The organism is Streptomyces sodiiphilus, assembly GCF_039529215.1.
In the GTDB taxonomy this organism is placed as follows: domain Bacteria; phylum Actinomycetota; class Actinomycetes; order Streptomycetales; family Streptomycetaceae; genus Streptomyces; species Streptomyces sodiiphilus.
The window spans coordinates 115,129-130,913 of the sequence record NZ_BAAAMJ010000016.1; the positions used below are offsets into that span (position 1 = coordinate 115,129).

8 protein-coding genes are annotated in these 15,785 nt (G+C 72.2%); all 8 read left to right on the forward strand.

The window, feature by feature from the left end; translation table 11 throughout:
- Positions 1-32: 32 nt before the first annotated feature.
- Positions 33-1,097 carry a biotin synthase BioB gene (gene bioB / locus ABD299_RS10160; protein WP_344260659.1) on the forward strand — a complete coding sequence of 355 codons (1,065 nt, stop codon included), beginning with the start codon at positions 33-35 and terminating at the stop codon, positions 1,095-1,097.
- Positions 1,090-2,394 (forward strand): adenosylmethionine--8-amino-7-oxononanoate transaminase, encoded by a 1,305-nt coding sequence (locus ABD299_RS10165; RefSeq protein ID WP_344260661.1) that lies wholly within the window; start codon positions 1,090-1,092, stop codon positions 2,392-2,394. The genes bioB and ABD299_RS10165 overlap by 8 nt, the downstream gene beginning before the upstream one ends.
- Positions 2,395-2,423: 29 nt before the next feature.
- Complete coding sequence (gene bioD / locus ABD299_RS10170) at positions 2,424-3,155, forward strand: dethiobiotin synthase (protein ID WP_344260663.1); 732 nt, start codon at positions 2,424-2,426, stop codon at positions 3,153-3,155.
- 107 nt (positions 3,156-3,262) lie between these two features.
- Complete coding sequence (locus tag ABD299_RS10175) at positions 3,263-4,075, forward strand: DUF2382 domain-containing protein (RefSeq protein WP_344260665.1); 813 nt, start codon at positions 3,263-3,265, stop codon at positions 4,073-4,075.
- A 289-nt stretch (positions 4,076-4,364) separates the two neighbouring features.
- The gene (locus tag ABD299_RS10180) at positions 4,365-5,774 is read left to right on the forward strand and encodes a GH1 family beta-glucosidase (protein ID WP_344260667.1); all 1,410 of its coding nucleotides are present in this window, start codon (positions 4,365-4,367) and stop codon (positions 5,772-5,774) included.
- A 271-nt stretch (positions 5,775-6,045) separates the two neighbouring features.
- Positions 6,046-7,284 carry an NAD(P)/FAD-dependent oxidoreductase gene (locus ABD299_RS10185; RefSeq protein WP_344260669.1) on the forward strand — a complete coding sequence of 413 codons (1,239 nt, stop codon included), beginning with the start codon at positions 6,046-6,048 and terminating at the stop codon, positions 7,282-7,284.
- Positions 7,285-7,468: 184 nt separating this feature from the next.
- Positions 7,469-8,686: an aromatic ring-hydroxylating oxygenase subunit alpha gene (locus ABD299_RS10190; RefSeq protein ID WP_344260671.1), complete on the forward strand. Its 1,218-nt coding sequence runs from the start codon at positions 7,469-7,471 to the stop codon at positions 8,684-8,686.
- A gap of 2 nt (positions 8,687-8,688) precedes the next feature.
- A partial coding sequence (locus tag ABD299_RS10195; protein WP_344260673.1) for an amino acid adenylation domain-containing protein occupies positions 8,689-15,785 on the forward strand: 7,097 nt, incomplete at its 3' end.

A 15,785-nucleotide genomic window follows, 5' to 3' on the forward strand; every position in this document is an offset into this window, starting at 1 on the left:
CCCGGCGCCTCCGGTAGGCCAGGATCAGCGCCATGGACCTGCTGAGCACTCTGGTGGACAAAGGGCTGCGTCGCGAGCTGCCCACGCGCGAGGAGGCGCTCGCCGTGCTGGCGACGCCGGACGAGGAACTGCTGGACGTGGTCGCCGCGGCGGGCCGGGTGCGCCGCCAGTGGTTCGGGCGCCGGGTGAAGCTGAACTACCTGGTCAACCTGAAGTCCGGGCTGTGCCCCGAGGACTGCTCGTACTGCTCGCAGCGGCTCGGTTCGAAGGCCGGGGTGCTGACCTACTCGTGGCTGAAGCCGGACCAGGCGGCCTCCGCCGCCGCCGCGGGGGTAGCCGGGGGCGCGAAGCGGGTGTGTCTGGTGGCCAGCGGACGCGGCCCCACCGACCGGGACGTGGACCGGGTCTCGAAGGCCATCGAGACGATCAAGGAGCAGCACGGGGACGTCGAGGTGTGCGCCTGTCTCGGACTGCTTTCCGACGGGCAGGCGGAACGGCTGCGGGAGGCGGGGGCCGACGCCTACAACCACAACCTCAACACCTCCGAGGAGACCTACAAGGACATCTGCACGACCCACAGCTACTCCGACCGGGTCGACACCGTCCGGCAGGCCCGCTCGGCCGGGCTTTCGGCCTGCTCCGGGCTGATCGCCGGGATGGGCGAGAGCGACGAGGACCTGGTCGACGTCGTCTTCGCGCTGCGCGAACTGGACCCCGACTCAGTGCCGGTGAACTTCCTCATCCCGTTCGACGGGACCCCGCTGGCCGGCACCTGGCAGCTGACGCCGCAGCGCTGCCTGCGCATCCTGGCCATGGTCCGCTTCGTGTGCCCGGACGTGGAGGTACGGCTGGCGGGCGGGCGCGAAGTGCAGTTGCGCTCGCTCCAGCCGCTGGCCCTGCACCTGGCCAACTCCATTTTCCTGGGCGACTACCTGACCAGCGAGGGCCAGGCAGGGAAGGCCGACCTGGAGATGATCGCCGACGCGGGCTTCGAGGTGGAGGGCGCGGACACCACGACGCTGCCCGGCCACCGCTCCGAGGATCTGGTGGCCGTGCGCCGCCGCGGGGCCGGAACCGAGCTTCCGCCCAATGCCTGAGCCGCTCGCCCCGGACGAACTGCGGGAACTGGACCGCCGGCACGTCTGGCACCCCTACGGACCGATGCCCGGGCGCACCGAATCGCTGGTGGTGGAGTCGGCGCGCGGCGTGCGGCTGCGGCTGGCAGAGCCCGCCGGAGGGCACGACGAGCTGGTGGACGGCATGTCGTCGTGGTGGTCCGCCATCCACGGCTACCGCCATCCGGTGCTCGACGAGGCGGCCCGCGGGCAGCTCGGGCGGATGAGCCATGTGATGTTCGGCGGGCTCACCCACGAGCCCGCGGTCCGGCTCGCCGAGCGGCTGGCGGCCATCACTCCCGCTCCGCTGGAGCACGTCTTCCTCGCCGACTCCGGCTCGGTGTCCGTCGAGGTCGCGGTCAAGATGTGCCTGCAGTACTGGCGTTCGCTGGGGCGTCCGGGCAAGCAGCGGCTGCTGACCTGGCGGGGCGGCTACCACGGCGACACCTGGCATCCGATGTCGGTGTGCGACCCGGACGGCGGGATGCACCACCTGTGGGCCGGGGTGCTGCCCCGGCAGATCTTCGCCGACGCCCCGCCGGCGGGATTCGACGCCGGCGTGGATCCTCACTACGCGCGGCATCTGCGCGAGCTGGTGGCCCGTCACGCCGATGAGCTGGCCGCGGTGATCGTGGAGCCGGTGGTGCAGGGCGCCGGAGGCATGCGCTTCCACGCGCCCGGCTATCTGCGGGTGCTGCGGGAGGCCTGCGACGAGCACGACGTGCTGCTGATCCTGGACGAGATCGCCACCGGCTTCGGGCGCACGGGCGCTCTGTTCGCCGCCGGCCATGCCGGGATCAGCCCCGATGTGCTGTGCCTGGGAAAGGCGCTGACCGGCGGTTACCTCACTATGGCGGCCACCCTGTGCACCCCGCGGGTGGCCGAGGGCATCTCCCGGGGTGAGGTGCCGGTGCTGGCCCATGGGCCGACCTTCATGGGCAATCCGCTGGCGGCGGCCGTGGCCGACGCCTCGGTGGGGCTGCTGCTGGACCGGGGCTGGGCGGCCGATGTGACGCGCATCGAGCGCGGCCTGCGTGCCGGCCTGGCGGAGGCGTCCCGGATTCCCGGTGTGCGGGACGTCCGGGTGCTCGGCGCGATCGGTGTCGTGCAGCTGGACCACGAGGCCGATCTCGCGGCGGCCACCCGCGCCGCGGTGGGCGAGGGCGTGTGGCTGCGTCCCTTCCGGGATCTGGTCTACACCATGCCGCCCTACATCACCGACGACGCGGACCTGGCCCGGATCTGCGCCGGGGCCTGCGCGGCGGCACGGGCGGGGTGACGGGCGGGGTGACGAAGGAGGTAGCGGCGGTGCCGACGGGTGTGCTGGTCGTGACCGGCACCGGGACGGACGTGGGCAAGACGGTGGCCACCGCGGCGCTGGCCGCCGCCGCGCGTGCGGCGGGGCGGACGGTGGCCGTCCTCAAGCCCGCCCAGACGGGGGTGCCGGCCGGTGCGCCGGGGGACGTCGCGGAGGTCGTCCGGCTGGCGGGCCCGGTCACTGTGCGGGAGCTGGCCCGCTACCCCGAGCCGCTGGCTCCGGCCACGGCGGCGCGTCGCTGCGGCCTGCCTCCCGTCCGGCCCGCGGACGCGGCCGGTGCCGCGGCCGCGCTGGCGAAGAACCACGACCTGGTGCTGGTGGAGGGCGCGGGCGGCCTGCTGGTCCGGTTCGACGACGAGGGCGGAACACTCGCCGACGCCGCCCGCATGCTGGACGCCCCGGTTCTGGTGGTGGCGGCGGCCGGGCTGGGCACGCTGAACACCACGGCTCTGACGGCACACGCGCTGCGCAGCCACGGTCTGCAGTGCCGGGGCGTGCTCGTCGGCAGCTGGCCGGCCGAGCCGGATCTGGCCGCGCGCTGCAATCTCACCGACCTGCCGGCAGTGGCGGACGCGCCCTTGCTGGGCGTGCTGCCCGAGGGGGCGGGGGCGCTGCGGCCCGCGGTCTTCCGGTCCCGTGCGGCGGGGTGGCTGGCTACCGGGCTCGGCGGAAGCCGGCCCGCCACGGCTGCTTCCCCGGCGGCCCGTTCAACGCGGCCCTAAACACAAATCGCTGCACTTTTCGTCCATTTTTGCCCTACTTGTGCCGTTACTCTCGGAAGAGGAGACCCGTAAGGACAGCAACCGGAGAACGGACAGTGGAGGCCCCAATGATCACGAAGGACCAGATATCCACGGTGCTGGACCACCCGGTCTACGACACCGAGGGCAGCAAGATCGGACGGGCCGAGCAGATCTTCCTCGACGACACCACCGACCAGCCGGAGTGGGCGACGGTGCACATGGGGATGTTCGGCGGCAAGGAGGCCTTCCTGCCGCTGCACGACGCCACGGTCGTGGAGGACCACCTCGAAGTGCCCTACGACAAGGACATGGTGAAGGACGCACCCGAGGTCCACGTGGACGATCAGGGTCACATGGAGGAGCAGGAGGAGGAGCGCCTCTACCGCTACTACGGCATCTCCCCCGGTGGCCGGCGCAGCGCGGATCTGCCGGCGGCCGACGATCCCACCGCCCTGGGAGGGGCCGCGGCCCCCGGCCTCGCCACCGCACCCCCGGAAGGACCCGCCGGACGTCGCGACGACGCGATGACGCGCTCCGAGGAGGAGATGCACGTCGGCGTCGAGCGCCGGGAGAGCGGCCGGGCGCGGCTGCGCAAGCACGTGGTGACCGAGCACGTGCAGCAGTCCGTTCCGGTGCGCCACGAGGAGGTCCGCGTCGAGCGGGAGCCGATCACGGAGGAGAACCGCGGCGAGGCGCTGAGCGGCCCCGCTTTCGCTGAGGACGAGTACGAGGTGACCCTCCACGAGGAGCGCCCGGTGACACACAAGGAGACCAAGCCCGTGGAACGGGTGCGACTCACTGTCGAGGAACGCACCGACGAGGAACTCGTGGAGGGCGAGGTCCGCAAGGAGCGCATCGAGGCCGAGGGGACGGAAGAGAAGGGCCGCGGCCACGCCTGAGCCGAGGGACTCCGGCTGTCCGGCCTTCCAGGACCTGACTGCCGGAGTCCCCGCTCACCGGATTTCCGCGAGACAGGAGTTCTGCGCTCTGCCCCACCGCATCGCCCGGCCGGACCGGAACCCCACCGGCCGGTGAGGAGAACCGCCGCAGAGTACCGGGTGGTAGTTCTGTGACAGTGGGTATCTACCCTGCCGTCACAGTCAGTTGAGCCGTCGGCACAGCCGGCGGCTCCGTCGTGCGGCGGGGCCCGCCGCACGGCCGCGGAGCGCAAAGGAACGCCACCCCCGCATGAGCAACCACCCACGCTTTCCCCGGGACTTCTTCTTCGGCGCCGCCACCGCCGCCTACCAGATCGAGGGCGCCCACGACGCGGACGGCCGGGGCCCCTCCATCTGGGACACCTACTGCCGCACACCGGGGAAGGTGGCCGGCGGCCACAGCGGCGATGTCGCCTGCGACCACTACCACCGTTACCCCGAGGACGTCGCGCTGCTGCGCGACCTGGGCGTGGACAGCTACCGCTTCTCCATCGCCTGGCCCCGGATCCAGCCCACCGGCCGGGGTCCGGCGAACGCGGCCGGTCTCGACTTCTACGACCGCCTGGTCGACACGCTGCTGGCCGCCGGCATTTCCCCCGCCGCCACGCTCTACCACTGGGATCTGCCCCAGGCCCTGGAGACGCCGGACGGCTCGGCCGGGCCCGAGGGGTGGCGGATACGGGAGACCGCGCGGCGCTTCGCCGACTACACCGCCCTGGTGGCCGGACGGCTCGGCGACCGGGTCGAGCGCTGGATCACCCTCAACGAGCCCTTCTGCACGGCCTTCGTCGGACACGCCGTCGGCCGGCACGCCCCCGGCACCCGCGAGGGCCGCGGGGCCCTGGCAGTGGCCCACCACCTGCTGCTCGGCCACGGACTGGCCGTGGCCGCGCTGCGCGCTGCGGGCGCCCGCCAGGTCGGCATCACGCTCAACCCGGACCGCCTGCTGGCCGCGTCGGACTCGCCGGCCGATCTGGCGGCCCTGCGCAGGGCGGAGACCCTGCACAACGAGGTGTGGCTGGATCCGCTGTTCGCCGGCCGCTACCCGAAGGGCGAGCGGGAGACCTGGGGCCCGCTCGCCGACGGCCCCTGGCGCCGGGAGGGCGACCTGGCCGTCATCGGCGCCCGGCTCGACTTCACCGGGGTCAACTACTACCGCCCCATCACCGTTTCGGCCGCTCCTCACGAGGAGGCCGATCCGGAGGCCAGGACCGCGGTGGACATCGGCGTGCGGGAGTCCTGGCAGGAGGACGTGCGGCGCACCACGATGGGCTGGCCGGTGGTACCGCACGCCCTGACCGACCTCCTGGTGGACCTGGACCGGCGCTACCCCTCGATGCCCCCGGTGATCATCACGGAGAACGGCTCGGCGGAGCCCGACACGGTGGCCGCGGACGGCAGGGTGCACGACACCGACCGCGTCACCTATCTCCGCGACCACCTGCGGGCGCTGGCCGACGCCATCGACGCCGGGGTCGACGTGCGCGGATACTACGTCTGGTCGCTGCTGGACAACTTCGAGTGGGCCTTCGGCTACGACCGCAGGTTCGGCATCGTGCGGGTGGACTACGACACCCTGGAACGCCTCCCCAAGGACAGCTACCACTGGTACCGGGACTTCCTCGCCACCCACCGGGCCGGGAGGGCCGACGACTCCTGAGGCCGCACGGGCCTCCCGCCGGCCGCCGCCGGGCCGGCCCGAAGACACCTGGCCGGCCCGGATCAGTGTTTCAGCTCTTCAAACCCTTCTGACAGCATTGTGCTACGCCGGATTCACCTGGTTGCAGCATCCTGTCCTGTCGGTCATTCTCCGCCCAACCCACTCACCCCAGGCCACCAGTTGCTCCACCTCAGCCCTTGACCGGCGCTGCGGATCCTCTTTACTCTTCTCACACATCGCCTTGACCGGGCTTCAAAATCACGGGGGAAACATGCATGACGTCATCGTCGTTGGTGCGCGCTGCGCGGGATCTCCGGTCGCCATGCTTCTCGCGCGGCTGGGCCACCGGGTCCTCATGGTCGACCGCGCATCATTTCCCAGCGACGCGGTATCGACCCATTACATCCACCAGGCAGGACTTTCACGCCTTCAGGAGTGGGGCCTGCTGGAGGAAGTAACCGGCGCGAAAACCCCGGCCATACGGAAGATGAACTTCTCCTACCGGGGAATCGAGCTCAACGGGTTCGCCGATCCGATCGACGGCATCGATGCGGTCTACTGTCCGCGCCGCACCGTCCTGGACGAGATCCTGGTGAACGCCGCCCGCCGGGCAGGCGCCGAGGTCATCGAGGGCTTCACCGTCACTGACCTGGTGTTCTCCGAGGGTCAGGTGACAGGCATCCGAGGCCGGGAGGGCAGCGGACCCGAGCGGGAGTTCCGCGCGTCCCTCGTCGTGGGCGCGGACGGCTTCCACTCCACCGTCGCCAAGAAGGTGGGAGCAGAACTCTACAACGTGCGCCCCGCCGCCGGCTTCATCTACTACTCGTACTACAGCGGTCTCGACTGGGGTCTGCATCACAAGACCGGTTTCAACGAGCAGTGGATCGGCACCTGGCCGACCAACGACGACCTCACCATGCTGGCCGTCATCTGCACCCGGCGGCATCTCAAGGAATTCCGCCAGGACGTGGAACCCCGCTTTCAGGCGGTCTTCGACGATGTGGTTCCCGGCATGGGCGTCCAGCTGCGGGAACAGGGCAGGCGCGAAGAACCTTTCCGCCCGATGCGCTATCCCGACAACTATTACCGTCGCGCGCACGGCCCCGGATGGGCCCTGGTCGGTGACGCGGGATATCACAAGGATCCCTTCACGGGATGGGGAATCACGGACGCATTCCTGCACGGGGAAATCCTGGCCGCCCGCATCGACGAAGGGCTGTCCGGGAAGCGCCCGATGGACGAGGCACTCGCCGAGTACAACAAGGTGCGTGACGAGGAGAGCGCGGGAGTCTACGACTTCACCACCACGCTCGCCGAGCTGACCCAGCTGCCCCCCTTCTTCCACGCCACGCTCGGAGCCATGAGCACCAGCCAGGAGTGGACGAACAAGATGCTCGGACTCATCGCCGGCGGCGTCGAGGACCACGAGATCTTCTCACCGGACGCCCTCCAGCGTCTGTACGACGACGCGGGTGTGCCCGAGAGCGAGCGCGTGTACGACCCGTCCTGACCCCTCGGGAGCACCGCGCTCCCGTGCGGCGCTCCCGAGGCGTGAACCCTGCGGTGAACCGTCACCGCAGCGGTCTCTTTTCACCTTGAGCATTCGATGCCCCATGCCCCCGCCCGGCGTCACCCGGCCGGGCGGGCGGACCTGCCTGCGCATCGACTGCATCTCACCCTGGGGAGCCCAGCAGATGACGCGTGCGTCCAGCATGTTCGACCTCATCAGCAAGCAGGACGAGGACCGGCCCTACTTCGACACCGGCGGTGTCGGCAGGTCCCACGACTTCTACACAGGTGAGGAGCAGCACCGGCGGGAGATGGAACGGATCTACGGCCGCCGCTGGCTGCCCGTGGACCACGTGTCCCGGCTGAAGGAGAAGGGCTCCTACACCACGCTGGACATCGGCACGGGCTCGGTCCTGCTCCTGCACGGGGACGACGGCATCCGCGCGTATCACAACTACTGCCGGCACCGCGGCTACAAGCTGGTCGAGGAGCCGGCCGGCAAGCGGCAGAGCATCGTGTGCCTCTATCACTGCTGGGTCTACGACCGGAACGGCAGCCTCAAGAGCCTCAACGGCACCTACTTCGACCACTTCTTCGAGAAGGAGAAGAACGGTCTGCTTCCCGTCCGGACCGAGATCCGGTTCGGAGTCGTCTTCATCTCCTTCTCCGACAGCGCCCCCGACCTCGACGAGTCGCTGGGCGAGTTCGGGGAGTTCGCGCGGGTCTACGAACTGGCCGACCTGGAGTGCGTGCAGGCGAAGGACTACCCGGTCGCCTCCAACTGGAAGCTCGTGGCACACAACGTCAACGAGAGCCTGCACTTCCCCACCGCGCACAAGGACCTGCACCGCATCACCGACTTCGACGCCGCGGGCACCTACGACCTGAAGGGCGACATCGTCGGGGCCTGGCAGGCGATCCGCGGCGGATACAACTCGGTCTCCATGACGGGGCACAGCACCCGGACCCCGATGCGGCTGGTGCCCGAGGACGACCTGGGAAGGATCAACTGGATCACCATCCTGCCGAATCTGCTGTTCGGGTTCACCGCCGACTACGTGATGATGCAGTGGGTCTGGCCGGAGAGCCCCGGCACCTGCTACGTGCGGCACTTCTGGCTGTTCCACCCCTCCGAGACCGCCAAGCCGGACTTCTCGCACGAGGCCGTGTTCGCGCTGTGGGACAAGGCGAACTACGAGGACTGGGAGCTGTGCGAGCGGACCCACCGCGGACTGGCCAACCCCATGTGGTCCCCGGGCACGCTCTCGCTCGACGAGGAAGTCGTCTCGCAGATCGACGCCTGGGTGGCCCGTGAGACGGACGGCAGCGCGTCCCCCCGGCCCGTGGCGGCAGACCCCGCCGAGGCCACCGAAGCCACCGAAGCCACCGGGACCGAGGGGTGAGCATGTCGGTGAACTGTTACGTCATCGGCGGCACCCGGGTGCTGATGCAGTGCACGGACCGCCTCGTCGAGGCCGGCATCCGCGTGGAGGGCGTCCTCAGTGACGACCCGGCCGTGGTCGCATGGGCCGCCGAGCGCGGCATGACGGTCATGGACCCGCACGCAGATCTCGCTTCGGTGCTCTCCGGGCAGGAGTTCGACTACCTGTTCAGCATCGTCAACTTCCGCATCCTCCCCCGCGAGGTGCTGGAGCTCCCGGCCGTTGCCGCGATCAACTTCCACGACGGCCCGCTCCCCCGCTACTCGGGGAGTCACGTGGCGGCCTGGGCCCTCTACGAAGGGGCGGCCCGGCACGCGGCGACCTGGCACCTGATGACGGAGGCCGTGGACGCGGGGAGCGTGCTGGCGGAGCGCTGGTTCCCCGTCCGGGACCACTCCACAGCCCTCTCCCTGACCTTCGAGACGGCCGAGAACGGCATCGAGCTCTTCGGCGAACTGCTGCCGCACATCGCGGAGCGGTCGCTGCCCGCTCCCGTGAACACCGGTGACCGCGAACGCCGCTTCTACCGCCGGTCCGCGCGCATGGCCTCGGGCGGACTCATCCACGCCGGCACCACGGCGGCCGAGGCCGAACGGATCTCCAAGGCCCTGGACTACGGATCGTTCCCCAACCCGCTGGGGATCCCCGCCCTCCTCACCGAACAGGGCGCGGTCTTCACCCAGCAGGTCCGCCGCGTCCCCCGGGAGGACGTCCGGACCGGGACCACCGTCGTCTCCGTGACCGCCTCCGCACTGACCCTGGCCGCGCCCGACGCCGACCTGGTGCTCAGCGACTTCACCGCGGTCGACGGCAGCGCCCTCTCCGGCCGCGCCGCCGCCCAGCGGCTCGGGCTGATCCCCGGGGCCGCGATGCCGGCGGTTTCCGGGGAACGGCTGGCGGCCCTCACCGCCGCCCAGGGGCCGCTGCGCGCCCACGAGCCGTGGTGGCGGGACCGGCTGGAAGACCTGCGGCCCGTCGCACTCGCCGCCGCGGACTTCTCGGCCGGGGCCGCCCACTACGGACGCTACGAACTGGCCTATGCTCCCCGGCTGCCCGAGGAGAGCACCGATGTCGTCCGGGCCTTCCTGACGGCCGTCGGCGAACGAGCCGGCGGGGACGCGTTCGACTTCGCGTGGTCGCCGGCCTCGGCCCGGGCCCTGGCCGAGGAGACCCATGGGCTGGCCGCCTCCCGGTTCCCCGTGCGGTTCGACGCCGACAGCACCGGCTCCCTGAGGAAGAAGCTGGAGGAGGCGGCGGCCCGGCACGGCTACGCCACCGACCTCGAGGTACGTCTGGGGCTCGCCCGGCGCCCGCCGGGCTCCGGGGCCCCGGGCTTCACCGGTGTCATGGTGCTGGAGCGGCACCCGGGCGAGGAGGCATCCGTCGACCCGGACACCGAGATCGCCCTGCTGTGCCCGTCCGAGGGGCCGCCCGTGGTCTTCGTCCGGGAGACCGCCATGGACGAGGACGAGGCCCTGGAGTTCGCCGAGCGCGTCGAGGACATCGCCCTGGAGACCATGTTCCTGGGCGGTGACGCGCCGGCCGCGGAACCGCCCCCCTCGCCGGTGGCCGCGCCGGAGACGGGCACGGACCCCACGGTCACGGAGCTGACCGGAGAAGGTGCCCCCGGCGCCACCGGCCGCACCGTGACGGACCTGGTGACGGCCTCGGTCGCCGCCCGCCCGGACGCGATCGCCGTGCGCGGCGACGACGGCACCCTCGACTACGCACGCCTGGACGCCTGGGCGGACACCGTCGCGGCCCGGCTCCATGACCAGGGTGTCGGTACCGGCTCGGTGGTGGGAGTACTGACCGGGCGCGGCCGGGCGCTGATCCCGGCGATGCTCGGCATCCTGCGCACCGGAGCGGCCTTCCTGCCCCTGGACCCGGACTACCCGGCGGAGCGGCTGAGCCGCTGCGTGGAGGTCTCCGGATGCGAACTGCTCCTGACCGACGCCCGCACCCACGCCCTCGGCGAGGCGCTCGGCCCCGCCCTCCAGGTGCCCGCGCCGGACGGCTCCGCGCTGGCGGTCCCGCCCCCGGTCGGCCCGGGCGACCTGGCCTACGTGCTGTTCACCAGCGGGTCGACCGGTGATCCGAAGGGCGTGGAGGTCGAGCACGGCGCGCTGGCGAACTTCCTCACCGGCGTCGGCGAACGGCTCGGCAGCGGTCCCTCGGACGTCATGCTCGCCCACACCACCGTCGCCTTCGACATCTCTCTTCTCGAACTGCTGCTGCCCCTGACCGTCGGCGCGACCGTCGTCATGGCGAGCCGCGAGGTGGCACGCGACCCCGGCAGGCTCGCCGGGCTGCTCCCGGAAGTGAACGTCGCCCAGGCGACCCCCAGCATGTGGCGGCTGCTGCTGGGCACCGGCTGGAGACCGCACCCGGAACTGACGGTGCTGTCGGGCGGCGAAGCGCTCCCGCCGGCGACCGCCCGGCCGCTGCACGCGTCCGCCCGCGCGTTGTGGAACCTGTACGGACCCACCGAGGCCACCATCTGGACCTCCGCCCACCCGGTGGAGTCCGTCGAGGCGTTCCTCCCCCTGGGAGACGCCCTGCCCGGCACCGCCCTGCACGTGCTGGACGAGGATCTGCGGCCGTGCCCGGCCGGCTCCTCGGGCGACCTGTACGTGTCGGGGGCCGGGCTCGCCCGGGGTTACGCCGGCCGGCCCGACCTCACGGACGAGGTGTTCGTCGCCGATCCGGTCACCGGCATCCGCCTGTACCGGACCGGCGACACCGTACGGCTGCACGCCGACGGCCGGATCGAGTGGCTGGGGCGCGCCGACGCCCAGTTGAAGGTGCGCGGCAACCGCATCGAGCCCGCCGAGATCGAGCGGGTGCTGGAGGAGTTCGAGGGCGTGAGGGCCGCCGTGGTCACGGCCGTTCCCTTCGAGGACCGCGGCGCTCCGCGGCTGACCGCGTACCTGGTGGCGGACCGGACACCGGCCAAGTCCGAGCTGGACGGCTTCGTCGGCCGGACCCTGCCGGAGTACATGGTGCCGGACGCGTACGTGCCCGTCGATGCCCTGCCGCTCACCGGCAACGGCAAGATCGACCGCTCCCGGCTGCCCCGGCCGACGCGCGACAGCATCATCCGCTCGTCAGCGCCGGCCACCGGTCCGGCCGGGACCGGCGCGACTCCCCCCGCACCAGCCGCGGAACCGGCGCCTTCCTCCCCGCAGCCGGTGACTCCGGAGCCGGGGCCCACCGGACGGACACCGGAAACCCTCACGGACAGCATCCTGCGGGTGTTCTCCGGCGTGCTGGAACAGCCTTCGTTCCAGCACGGCGACAACTTCTTCGACCTCGGCGGGGACTCCGCGAGCGCCACGCTCGCCGCGTCGGAGCTGAGCCGCGCACTGGGCACCGAGGTGAGCCCGTCCGCGCTCTTCGCCACCGGCACCCCGGACCGGCTCGCCGGACTGCTGGCCGCCGAAGGAACACATTCCCCCGAGGCACCGGACGCGCCGGACAAGGATGTGGAGCGAAGCCGACGCCCTGACCCGGCTGCGGAACGCCTCGCGGCGACGGCGACGGACCGTCCGGCGGGCTCCGCCGCGGACGGCGGCCGGGACGACCGCATCGCCGTGATCGGCATGGCCTGCCGCTTCCCCGGGGCCGCCACGCCCGACGAGTTCTGGGCCAACCTCGCCGAGGGGAGCACCCATGTGGGAGCGGCACCCGAGGGGCACCGCGGCTGGGGCCATCTGTGGGCGTCCGGCGACGAGCTCCCGACGGGCTGGATCGAGGGCGTGGAACTCTTCGACGCCGCCCGCTTCGGCCTCACCGACCGGGAGGCCCGGCGACTGGACCCGCTGCAGCGTCTGCTGCTCACCGTCACCGACGAAGCCCTGCAGAGCTGCGGCCACGACCGTGCGTCGCTGGGTGCCGACACCGGAGTGTTCGTCGGCACCATCGCCAGCGACTTCCCCCGGCTGGTCGCCGGAAGCATCGGTCACGACGATCCGCACGCCGCCACCGGCACCGCGGTCTCGATGGTGGCGAACCGGCTCTCGCACGTCTTCGACTGGTCGGGCCCGAGCCTTGCCGTCGACACGGCCTGCTCTTCCTCGCTGGTCGCCCTGCACCAGGCCGCCACCCACCTGCGGACCGGGGACATCGACGCGGCGGTCGTCGGTGCCGCCAACCTGGTGCTCACCCCCGACAAGACCCGCTCGTTCGCCCGCAACGGCATGCTCTCGCCACAGGGGGTGTGCCGTGCCTTCGACGACGGCGCCGACGGCTACGTGCGCGGAGAGGGCTGCGGCGTGCTCCTCCTGAAGCGGCTCGCCGACGCCGAACGCGACGGTGATCCCGTGCTCGCCGTGGTGCGGGGCACCGCCGTCAACCACACCGGCTCCGGCGCCGGTTTCCTGACCGCCCCCAGCCGGACGGCTCAGGAGGCCGTCATCCGCAAGGCCCTGGCGGTCTCCGGCGTCGCGGAGGACCGGATCGGCTACGTGGAGGCCCACGGCACCGGCACCCAGCTCGGGGATCTCATCGAACTGGAGGCGCTGGGGGCCGCTCTGGGCACGGCGGACAAGGGCTCGGTCGCCGTCGGCTCCGTGAAGACCAGCATCGGCCACCTGGAACCCGCGGCGGGAATCGCCGGACTGATCAAGACGATCCTGGCCCTGCAGGCGGGACAGATCCCGCCCTCGGCCCATCTCACCGTGCCCAACAAGGCGTTCCGCTTCGAGGACTCGCCTCTTTTCGTCGCGGACCGGCTGCTGCCGTGGTCCGGGCCGCGCGTGGCGGGGGTCAGCAGTTTCGGGTTCGGTGGCGCCAACGCCCACGCCGTGGTCGAGGCGGCACCGGCCCCCCGGCCCGTGCCGGCCGGGACCGGCCCCCACCTGCTCACCATCTCGGCGGTGTCGGCGGAGGCGCTGCACGCTCTTGCCGGCCGGCTCGTGCGGCTGCTCGGGGCGCCGCACTGCCCGCCGCTGCCGGACCTGTGCCTGGCGAGCCGCCGGCTCCCTGCCGCCTCCCACCGGCTGGCGTGTGTGGTGGACAGCATCGAGCAGCTCGACGACAAGCTGAGGCTGTTCCTGGCCGGGGTGGAGAACACCCGCTCGCTGCACGTGGGTGTCGTGGCACGGGAGCGGAAGGCGGTCGTCCCTCCGCTCGGCGAGGCACCGGGCCGGGACGCGCTCGGCGACGCCGCGCGGCGGTTCGCCGCGGGTGAGGGCCTGCCGGCCGAGCAGGGGCGCGCGGCGGTGCGCTTCCCGACCGCCCCGCTCGGTGAGAAGTATCTCTGGCTGGAGCCGGCCGAAGAGGGCCCGGCGTCGCCGCCGGAGGACCCGGTCGCGGCCTCCCGCCCGGCAGACGGTTCCGAGCGGACGTGGACCGAGCACCCGGAGGCCGCCGAGCACCTCGTTCTCGGCCACCCGACCCTGCCGGGTTCCGGATATCCCGGAAAGGCCGCCGAGCTGCTGGGCAGCGACCGCTTCTCGCTGCGGGACCTCACCTTCCGCTCGGCCGTGCGGCCGCCGGCCGTGATCACCGGCCGGTGCGACGGCACCTCCGTGGTGTTCCGCGACGGAACCGGAGCGACGGTGTGCGACGCGGCTCTGGCCGGTCCGGCCGAGCCCGGGGCGAGCCTGGCGCCACCGGAGTCCGAGGACGGTTTCACGCCGGTGGCACTCGAGGGGATGTACCGCGCGTTCGAACGCGACGGCCTCGGCTACGGGCCCGGCTTCCGGGTGGTCGACTCGCTGGCCATCGCCCCGGGCGAGGCGGTCGGCACCCTGACCGCCCCGGCAGGCGACGGCGGGCCGGTGGACGCCCGGCTGCTCGACGGCGCGTTTCAGGTGGCACTGGCCGCCTGCGCCGCCGACGGCCTGTACGTGCCCTTCACCATCGAGCGGCTGACGGTTCACCGGCGGCTCACCGGGCCGGTGCGGGTGTACGCCCGGCGCGAGCGCGGCGGTTCCCCCGACGCGGGTCTGCTGACAGCCGCTCTGGTGGTGCTCGACGGCGCCGGTCCGGTGCTGGAGGCCCGGGGGGTCACCTGGAAGCGCATCTCCCCCGCGCGGCCGTCGCCGGCGGCGGCGTCCGGAAGAACGCCGACGGGCGCGGTTCCCGAGCTGCCTTCCGCCACGGGGGTCACCTCCAACGGCCACCGCCCGCCCGTGCCGGGCGGGCCGGGCGGGCCGGGCGGGCCGGGCAACGACGGCCCCGGCCTCGGCCGGGCGCTGGCCCGGTGGGTGGCCGACGCCCTGGAGATCGGCGTGGGGGACCTGGAGACGGACAGCCCGCTGGAGGCCCAGGGGCTCGACTCGATGCTGGCCGTCTCCCTGGCTCAGGACATCCGGTCGAAACTGGACGTCGACATCCCTGTCACCCTCGTCCTGGAGACCGGAACGGTCGACCGTCTGGCCACCGAGCTGCGCGAGGTCTACGGAGTCACGGCACCGCCCGCCCCGGCCGGGCAGCCACCCGCGCCCCCGGACACCGCCCCGGCACCGGCTGCCGGAGAGGAGACCCGGCCGTCTTCCCCGGCCCTCGCCACCTCCCCGGGGACGGCCGTCACCGCGGCCACCGCACCTGCGCCCGGCCCGGCCCCGGAACCCCCCGAGGCCTCCGGGCCGGGCGAGGACGACCGCCACGACATCGCCATCGTCGGCCTTGACGGTGTCTTTCCCGGTGCCGGGAGCCCCGAGGAGCTGTGGCGGGTCCTCATGGACCGCGAGGACTGTCTGCGGGAAGTACCGAAGGACCGCTGGGACATCGACGCCTACTGGTCGGACGGCGCCGAGCCGGGCACCGTCTATCTGCGGCGGGCGGGCTTCGTCGACGACCTGACCGGCTTCGACGCCGGCTTCTTCCAGATCTCCCCCGCCGAGGCCCGGTGGATAGACCCCCAGCAGCGTCACCTGATCCAGTCCGCCTGGCGTGCCCTGGAGGACGCCGGTCTGGCCGGTGACTCCCGGGACCGGTCGATGGGGGTCTTCGTCGGTGCCAGCTACCAGCACTACCGCGACCAGGTCGTCGGTGACGTGGTGGAGACGGCAGCCGGCCTGGGCAACCACAACGCCATCCTGGCCAACCGGGT